At 62.5% G+C, this 677-nt stretch carries 1 protein-coding gene; it reads right to left on the bottom strand.

Translation table 11 applies throughout. The features are described from left to right. A partial coding sequence (locus I6F33_RS37900) for a methylmalonyl-CoA mutase family protein (protein WP_225145789.1) occupies nucleotides 1–677 on the bottom strand: 677 nt, incomplete at both ends.

The raw sequence follows: 677 nt of genomic DNA, 5'->3' as shown, positions 1-677 counted from the left end.
GTACGCATCACGTTGTTGAAGACGTCCTGCGCGGTCAGCGACCAGCCCGAGGTCTGGCTGTGCGTGCGCAGCGACAGTGAGCGCGGGTCTTTCGGGTTGAACGGCTTGAGCAGCTTGGCCCAAAGCAGGCGCGCCGCGCGCAGCTTGGCAACCTCCATGAAGAAGTTCATGCCGATCGCCCAGAAGAACGACAGCCGCGGCGCGAAGCGGTCGACGTCGAGCCCTGCGGCAAGGCCGGCGCGCAAATATTCGACGCCGTCAGCCAGCGTATAGGCGAGCTCGAGATCCTGCGTCGCACCGGCCTCCTGCATGTGATAGCCGGAGATCGAGATCGAATTGTACTTCGGCATCTTTTGAGAGGTGTAGGCGAAGATGTCCGAGATGATCCGCATCGAGGGCGCCGGCGGATAGATGTAGGTGTTGCGCACCATGAACTCTTTCAGAATGTCGTTCTGAATGGTGCCCGACAGCTTCTCCGGCGGCACGCCCTGTTCCTCGGCGGCGGCGACATAGAGCGCGAGGATCGGCAGCACCGCGCCGTTCATGGTCATGGACACGCTCATCTGGTCGAGCGGAATCCCTGCAAACAGCGTGCGCATGTCGTAGATGGAATCGATGGCAACGCCGGCCATGCCGACATCGCCGCCGACGCGCGGATGATCCGAGTCATAGCCGCG

It is taken from the genome of Bradyrhizobium sp. BRP20, from assembly GCF_020194215.1.
Taxonomy (GTDB): domain Bacteria; phylum Pseudomonadota; class Alphaproteobacteria; order Rhizobiales; family Xanthobacteraceae; genus Bradyrhizobium; species Bradyrhizobium yuanmingense.
This window is presented reverse-complemented; position numbering and strand designations above follow the sequence as displayed.